Here is a 6,167-nt window from a genome sequence, read left to right as displayed (position 1 = left end):
ACCTGGGACGCCCCCCCCAACTCCGCGGGCCCGCCCCGCCGGCGCCGCCCCCCGCCCCCCCCCCCCCCCCGGGGGGCCCCCCCCCCCCACGGCTCCACTACCGGCCAGATCCTCCAGCTCCAGATCGGCCCGGCGGAGCAGGGAACCCCCTACGATCCGGCCGCGCCCGGCGCGATCGTCCGCAAGCAGCCCATGCAGCGGCTCGTCCAGCCCGGCGCGGTGACGCCGAGCGTCGCCCCCGATCTCGTCCGGCAGCTCACGCTCAACGAGGTGATGGGCATGCCGATGACCGCGGTGAACCCCATCAACGGCGCGCTCACCGCGTATCCGGGTGGCCCGCTCGAGATCCTCGTCAACAACACGAAGTGGACCGGCGTCGCGGCGATGGGCGAGCCGAGGACGGACTTCACGCCTCGGGACGGTGACGACCTCGCCTACTCCGAGGTCCCGGTGGAGGGCGACGTCGAGGTCTGGGAGATCGTGAACACGACCGCCGACGCGCACCCGATCCACCTCCACCTCGTGCAGTTCCAGATCCTCAGCCGGCAGAGGTTCGACGCCGCGAAGTACGCGGCCGCGTACGCCCTGGCCTTCCCGAAGGGCTGCACGCCCGTCGACCCCATGGGCACGACCTACTGTCCGGGCTACGGCCCGCCGCTCGCGTACGGGACGAAGGACACGCCGCAGGACACCTCGGAGAAGATCGCGACCGCCCTGCGCCGCGATTACCCGGTCCGGACGGGCGTCCCGGTCGTGGGCGGAAACCCCGACGTCACGCCCTACCTGCAGGGGCCGGTGCTGCCCGCGGTCACCTACGAGCGCGGCTGGAAGGACACCGTCCAGGCGCCGCCCGGGATGGTGACGCGCATCCTCGTGCGGTGGGGGCCCACCGACACGGCCACCACCGCGGCGGCGAGGTTCGCGTTCGACCCATCGGGCGACGATACGTACAACTACGTCTGGCACTGCCACATCATCGACCACGAGGACAACGAGATGATGCGGCCGGACTTCGTCACGCCGGCTTCCGGCGTGACGCGGGAGTTCACCCGGGGGACGGAAGTCACGAGCTACTGATCATCTCGGCGGCACCCCGGCGCCCCGGTCGCGAGCTCGCGGCCGGGGCGCCGTCGCGAGCTGCGAGCGAGCGCTCGGGAGGGCGCGCCGCGGGAAGCGGAGGCTGCCCCGCGCCCTTGGCCCGCCGGTCACTCCGTGCTCTCATCCCCCCGTGTTCCTCCCCGACGAAGCCGCCGCCGCGCTCGAGGCGCTGCGGCGCACCGGCCACGAGGTGCGGTTCGAGATCAAGAAGGCCTGCGAGCAGGAGCGCTGGCGGCTCAAGGCGCTCTACGACGTCGCGGACGACGACGGGGTGCCGCCCCGCACGATCCACCTCGGGCTCCTCTGGTCCGACGACCGCCAGGGCGTGCGCGATCTCAGGGAGCGGCTCGAGCGGGGCGAGAGCGGCCGGGCGCCGTAGCGCAGTCGCCGCCGCCCGAGGGTCCGCGGTTCGGCCGATGGGCTTTCACGCTCCGCACGGGTACTCGCCGTGAAGGGCCGTCTGGGCGATCGTCGCCCTCCGGAGAACGGAGGCGTCACGATGGATGGCGAGGTGGGGTGCCGGCGCACGTGGAAGCCGCCGCGCGGCGCGCGCCTCTCCCGGGCACGAGCGCCCCGCGACGTTCCGCGGTAGATCGCCGACTGCATGAAGCTCCCCCTCTTCGGCAAGGCGCACGAGGCGACCGCGGGGCCGGACTTCGTCTGGTTCGTGTACGGCTCGTCGCTCGACGGCGAGGCGTTCGCCGCGTGGGCCCAGGAGCACGGCTACGCGGCGCCGTCGTTCGAGGGCGCCCGGCGCGTGCGGCTCGTCGGCTACCGCCTCGCGTTCGACGTGCTCTCCCGCGCGTGGGGAGGCGCGGTGGCGAACCTCGCCCGCTCTCCGGGCGACGTCGTCGAGGGGATCGCGCTGCCCATGCCCGGCGCGTCGCGCGGCCTCGCCGATCACAGGGAGGGGGCGGTCTCAGGGCTGTACGAGGCGTTCGAGGTGGAGCTCTCGCCGGTCGACGGCGGCCCGCACGTCCCCGCCATCGCCTACCGCGCCACCAACTCGCGCCGCCTGGCGAGTGACGCGCCGCCGTCACCCGCCTACCTGGAGGTGCTGCTTCGCGGCGCCCGCGCGCGCGGCCTCTCGGACGAGTGGATCCGGCGCCTCGAGGCGCTCGCGCCGAAGCGCTGAGCCGAGCGCGCTCCCGGTCAGGCGAGCGCGCCCCGCGGCGGCGCCGGGCGCCGGCGGGCGACGGCGAGGTACGACAGCGCCGCGAGCTTCCCGGCGCTCATGGTCAGGTAGCTCGCCCAGCTCCAGGGGATGCCGAGGGCGAAGGCGATCCCCACGAGGAACGCGCCAGTGTCGAGCGCCACGCCGGCGAGCTGCGACCAGAGCACGCGCGCGCGGAACGAGCCGCGCACCTTCGTGAACACGAGCTGGTCGAGGAGCTCGGCCGCGAAGAAGGCGCCGCCGGACACGAGCGCGAGCCGCGGGTTGAACGCGGCGGTGATGAGCGCGCCCGCGAGCGAGGCGAGCCACACCTTGCCGCCGATCTCCTGCTGGGCGTAGTCGCGCAGGATGAACGTCGCGCCCACGAGCAGCGTCGCGAACGAGAACACGCCGCCCCAGGGCGGCCGGACGGGCGGGAACACGACGAAGGCCGCGTTCACCGCGATGATGGAGAGGACGTAGAGGAGCGTGCGCAAGGGGACCTTCGGAGAGCGGCAGAGAGGTATACCCGGAGCGCGGCGCGGCGCACGCCGGCGTCACCGCACCTCGATGACGCCCTGGAACATGTTCATCGCGCAGGCGTACCTGAGCTCGCCGGCGCGCGCCGGCGTGAAGGAGACGGTGACCGGCTCGTTCAGCGGCAGCGGCTGGTGGATGCCGAGCTCGGGGAGCACGAGCTCCTTCGCGCAGGTCTCGTCGGTGGTGCGCGTGACCACGAGGGTGAGGGGGACGTCCTTCCTCGCCTGCACCTTCCAGGGCTCGAAGCCGCGCTTCGTCACCGTGATCCTCACCGGCTCACCGGGTCCGGGGCGGCGATCGCAGGCGGCGAGGCCGGCGAGGGCGCCGAGCAGGGCGACGAGGGCGAGGGTGGGGGTGCGCATCGGGCATTCTCCTTGCGTCGCGCGCCCGCGTCCCGGGCGCGGCGGCGCAGTCTCGCATGCATGCGCGTCGCGCGCGACACCATCGGGGGAAGGGCGCGCGGGCTGCGCCCGCGGTCGATGGGCCGACGCGGCGCGTCCGGCGCGACCGGGGAGTCGCGCGCGGGCAGCGCCCGCACCTAGCGTCAGCCAACGTGCTGAGCGCGTCCCTGCTGCTCGCGTCCCTCGCCGCCGCTGCGACCGCGGCGTGGCCCGGCTCGCCCGACTGGCCGCTCGTCCCCGGCATGATGGGCTACAACGCGCTCCCGGTCCTGCCCAACGTCGACCCCGTGATCGGGACGCGCGTGGAGGTGGAGCTGTCCGCCGCGGCACAGGTCTCCGGCCTCGCGCTCCGGGATCACGCCGCCACCCCCTACCTCCGGCTGCTGTTTCCGTTCCGCGAGACCGCCGCGCTGGAGGTGGACGGGACGCCCATCGAGATCTGGCGCACCTCCACGGCGACGCAGCACCGGCTCGGAGCGCGCTACCGTGCGGACGGCACCCCGGGAGACGCCCGGTTCGGCGCACGCTTCCTCCTCCTCCGGGAGCGCGCGGCGCCCGCGATCGGCCTCCGGCTCAGCGTGAAGTCGGCCACGGGCAAGGGGCTCGCCTCGCGCCGGTTCACGAACGCGCCGGGCTACGCGATCGACCTCCTCGCGGGCAAGGACGTCGGCGCGCTCGGCGCGGCGCGCCTGCGCGCGCTCGGGCGGGTCGGCTTCGTCTCCTGGCAGTTCGCGCAGAACCGGCAGGACGACGCGTTCGCCTACGGCGGGACCCTGCGCGCGAGCGGCCCGTCGGGCGCGGCGGTCGAGCTCGAGTGGCGCGGGTACGCCGGGTGGCGGTTCGCCGATCGCCCGAGCGTGCTCGGGCTCGGAGCGATCGTGCCGGTGCGCGGCGGCGAGCTCAGGGCGGCGCTGAACGCCGGGGTCACCGCGGACGCCCCGCCGCTCGAGCTGCGGGTCGGCTACGTGTGGCGCTTCGAGGTCCCGGCGCTGCTGCGGGCGGAGGGGCCGGCGGCGCGGCCTACGCCTTGAGCGCGGCGCCGTCGAGGATGCGCTCGCACAGATCGGGGAAGGCGAGCCCCAGGCCGGCGGCGATCTTCGGCACGAGAGAGGTCGCCGTCATGCCGGGGAGGGTGTTCACCTCGAGGATGAACGGCGTGCCGTCGGGCGCCACGATGAAGTCCACGCGGCTCACCCCGCTGCAGCCGAGCCCGCGGTGCGCGACCTCCGCGGCGGCCATCACGCGCGCCACGTGCGCCTCGGGGATGCGGGCCGGGTAGTAGTACTTGGTGGTCCCGGCGGTGTACTTGGCGGCGTAGTCGTAGAACTCGTTCGCGGGGGCGATCTCGATCGCGCCGAGCGCCTTGCCCTCGAGCACGGCCACGTTCACCTCGGTGCCCTTCACGTAGCGCTCGACGATGACGTCGCCCTTGTAGCGGGCCGCCTCGCGGCACGCGTCGGCGAGCCGGGCCGCGTCCTTCACGATCTGCACGCCCACCGAGGAGCCCTCGCCGGCGGGCTTCACGACGCAGGGCACGCCGAAGGGGAGGTCCGAGGCGCGGATCTCGGCGGCGCGCCCGGGCGGGAACGCGCGGTACTCGATGACGTCGAGGCCGAGCGCCTTGAAGATCGCCTTCGAGACCGTCTTGTCCATGCCCATCGCGGACGCGGTGACGCCGGAGCCGGTGTACGGGATCTCCATGCACTCGAGGAGCCCCTGCACGCAGCCGTCCTCGCCCCAGCGGCCGTGCAGCGCGACGAACGCGACGTCGATCCGGAGCTCGCGCAGCCGCGCGGCGAGCTCGGTGTCCACGTCCACGAGCGTGACGTCGTGGCCCTTCGTGCGGAGCGCGTCGGCGCAGGCGGCGCCGGTGCGGAGCGAGACCTCGCGCTCCGAGGAGCGACCGCCGTACAGCACCGCGACCTTCTTGCCCGTCCACTTGCCCATTGTCCGTCTCCCGATCCTCAGACAGCGACCTCGAACCCTACCGCGACCTCGCTCACCATTCCGCGGCTCACTCCCCGCGCAGCGCCTCGAGCTCCTCTGCAAGGAACTCGCCCACGAGCCGGACCTCGGTCTCGAGCGCGAGGCCGAACCGCTCCTTCACCTTGCGCCGCGCGAGCGCCATGAGCGCGAGGACGTCGCGCGCGGTGGCCCCGCCGAGGTTCGAGATGAAGTTCGCGTGGACGTCCGACCACGTGGCGTTCCCGACACGGTACCCCTTGAGGCCGACGGCCTCGATGAGCCGGCCGGCGAAGTCGCCCGGGGGGTTCGTGAACGTCGAGCCGAAGGTGGGACGGTCGAGCGGCTGCGTCCGCCGGCGCCGATCGCGGTCCTCCTGCATGACGCGCGCGCTCTCGGCCACGTCGCCCGGCCGCAGGGTCACCGCGAGCCGCGTGACGACGGCGCCCGCGGGGAGGAGGCAGGTGCGGTAGGCGAAGCCGAGCGCCGCGGCGGGGACGAACCCCGCGCCGTCGGCGGTCGCGAGCTCGACCTCGGTGACGACGTCCTTCATCTCGCCGAGGGTCGTCCCGGCGTTCATCGCCACCGCGCCGCCGAGCGTGCCGGGGATGCCCGCCACGAACTCCACCCCGACGAGGCCCGCTGCGTGGGCCTGGATCCACAGCCGGGTGGTGGGCGCGCCGGCGCCGAGCACGAGCCGGGAGCCCTCCCGGCGCTCCTCCCCGAACCCCTGCGGCAGCCGGAGGACGACGCCGCGCACGCCCGCGTCGGCGACGAGGGTGTTCGCGCCGCCGCCCAGGATCGTGAGCGGCACCCCGAGCTCGCGGACCGCGCGGAGCAGCGCCGCGAGCGCGTCGGGATCCTCCGGGCGGACGAGGAGGTCGGCCGGACCGCCGACCCGCACGGCCGTGCGCGGCGCGAGGGGCGCGTCGCGCACGAGCTCCCCGCGCACCCGCCGCGCGAGCTCCGCGCGCCAGTCGGCGGCGCCCGCCCCGAAGACCGCGCCCGGCACG

8 protein-coding genes are annotated in these 6,167 nt (G+C 74.6%); 4 read left to right on the top strand and 4 right to left on the bottom strand.

From position 1 onward, the window contains the following. Positions 1 to 192 precede the first annotated feature (192 nt). The 3 genes from MNZ39_RS24705 to MNZ39_RS13145 all read left to right on the top strand — a co-directional run bounded on the left by MNZ39_RS24705 (position 193) and on the right by MNZ39_RS13145 (position 2,233). Positions 193 to 1,077 carry a multicopper oxidase domain-containing protein gene (locus tag MNZ39_RS24705; RefSeq protein ID WP_305037332.1) on the top strand — a complete coding sequence of 295 codons (885 nt, stop codon included), beginning with the start codon at positions 193 to 195 and terminating at the stop codon, positions 1,075 to 1,077. Between the two features lie 151 nt (positions 1,078 to 1,228). After that, positions 1,229 to 1,477 (top strand): hypothetical protein, encoded by a 249-nt coding sequence (locus MNZ39_RS13150; RefSeq protein WP_242339181.1) that lies wholly within the window; start codon positions 1,229 to 1,231, stop codon positions 1,475 to 1,477. A gap of 225 nt (positions 1,478 to 1,702) precedes the next feature. Further along, a complete protein-coding gene (locus tag MNZ39_RS13145) occupies positions 1,703 to 2,233 on the top strand; it encodes a gamma-glutamylcyclotransferase (RefSeq protein ID WP_242339178.1) in 531 nt (176 codons plus the stop codon). Positions 2,234 to 2,250: 17 nt separating this feature from the next. Here the strand turns inward: MNZ39_RS13145 and MNZ39_RS13140 are convergent, their stop codons facing one another. Further along, on the bottom strand, positions 2,251 to 2,748 hold the full coding sequence (locus MNZ39_RS13140; RefSeq protein ID WP_242339175.1) for a hypothetical protein: 498 nt from the start codon (positions 2,746 to 2,748) through the stop codon (positions 2,251 to 2,253). Positions 2,749 to 2,808: 60 nt separating this feature from the next. After that, positions 2,809 to 3,153 carry a cupredoxin domain-containing protein gene (locus MNZ39_RS13135; protein WP_242339173.1) on the bottom strand — a complete coding sequence of 115 codons (345 nt, stop codon included), beginning with the start codon at positions 3,151 to 3,153 and terminating at the stop codon, positions 2,809 to 2,811. A gap of 191 nt (positions 3,154 to 3,344) precedes the next feature. Between MNZ39_RS13135 and MNZ39_RS13130 the strand changes: the two genes are divergently transcribed. Further along, complete coding sequence (locus MNZ39_RS13130; protein WP_242339171.1) at positions 3,345 to 4,223, top strand: hypothetical protein; 879 nt, start codon at positions 3,345 to 3,347, stop codon at positions 4,221 to 4,223. Here the strand turns inward: MNZ39_RS13130 and MNZ39_RS13125 are convergent. Both MNZ39_RS13125 and murB read right to left on the bottom strand, forming a co-directional pair. Next, positions 4,213 to 5,139 (bottom strand): D-alanine--D-alanine ligase, encoded by a 927-nt coding sequence (locus MNZ39_RS13125; protein ID WP_242339168.1) that lies wholly within the window; start codon positions 5,137 to 5,139, stop codon positions 4,213 to 4,215. The genes MNZ39_RS13130 and MNZ39_RS13125 overlap by 11 nt on opposite strands. A gap of 67 nt (positions 5,140 to 5,206) precedes the next feature. Continuing rightward, positions 5,207 to 6,166, bottom strand: a complete 960-nt coding sequence (gene murB, locus MNZ39_RS13120; protein WP_242339166.1) for a UDP-N-acetylmuramate dehydrogenase — start codon at positions 6,164 to 6,166, stop codon at positions 5,207 to 5,209. Position 6,167: the final 1 nt, after the last annotated feature.

Source organism: Anaeromyxobacter sp. SG66 (assembly GCF_022690805.1).
GTDB lineage: Bacteria > Myxococcota > Myxococcia > Myxococcales > Anaeromyxobacteraceae > Anaeromyxobacter > Anaeromyxobacter soli.
This window is presented reverse-complemented; position numbering and strand designations above follow the sequence as displayed.

Bases quoted from the DNA above. Each gene is read 5' to 3' on its own strand.
- MNZ39_RS13125 (WP_242339168.1), bottom strand. From the start codon at position 5,139: ATGGGCAAGTGGACGGGCAAGAAGGTCGCGGTGCTGTACGGCGGTCGC.
- MNZ39_RS24705 (WP_305037332.1), top strand. From the start codon at position 193: ATGCAGCGGCTCGTCCAGCCCGGCGCGGTGACGCCGAGCGTCGCCCCC.
- MNZ39_RS13145 (WP_242339178.1), top strand. From the start codon at position 1,703: ATGAAGCTCCCCCTCTTCGGCAAGGCGCACGAGGCGACCGCGGGGCCG.
- MNZ39_RS13135 (WP_242339173.1), bottom strand. From the start codon at position 3,153: ATGCGCACCCCCACCCTCGCCCTCGTCGCCCTGCTCGGCGCCCTCGCC.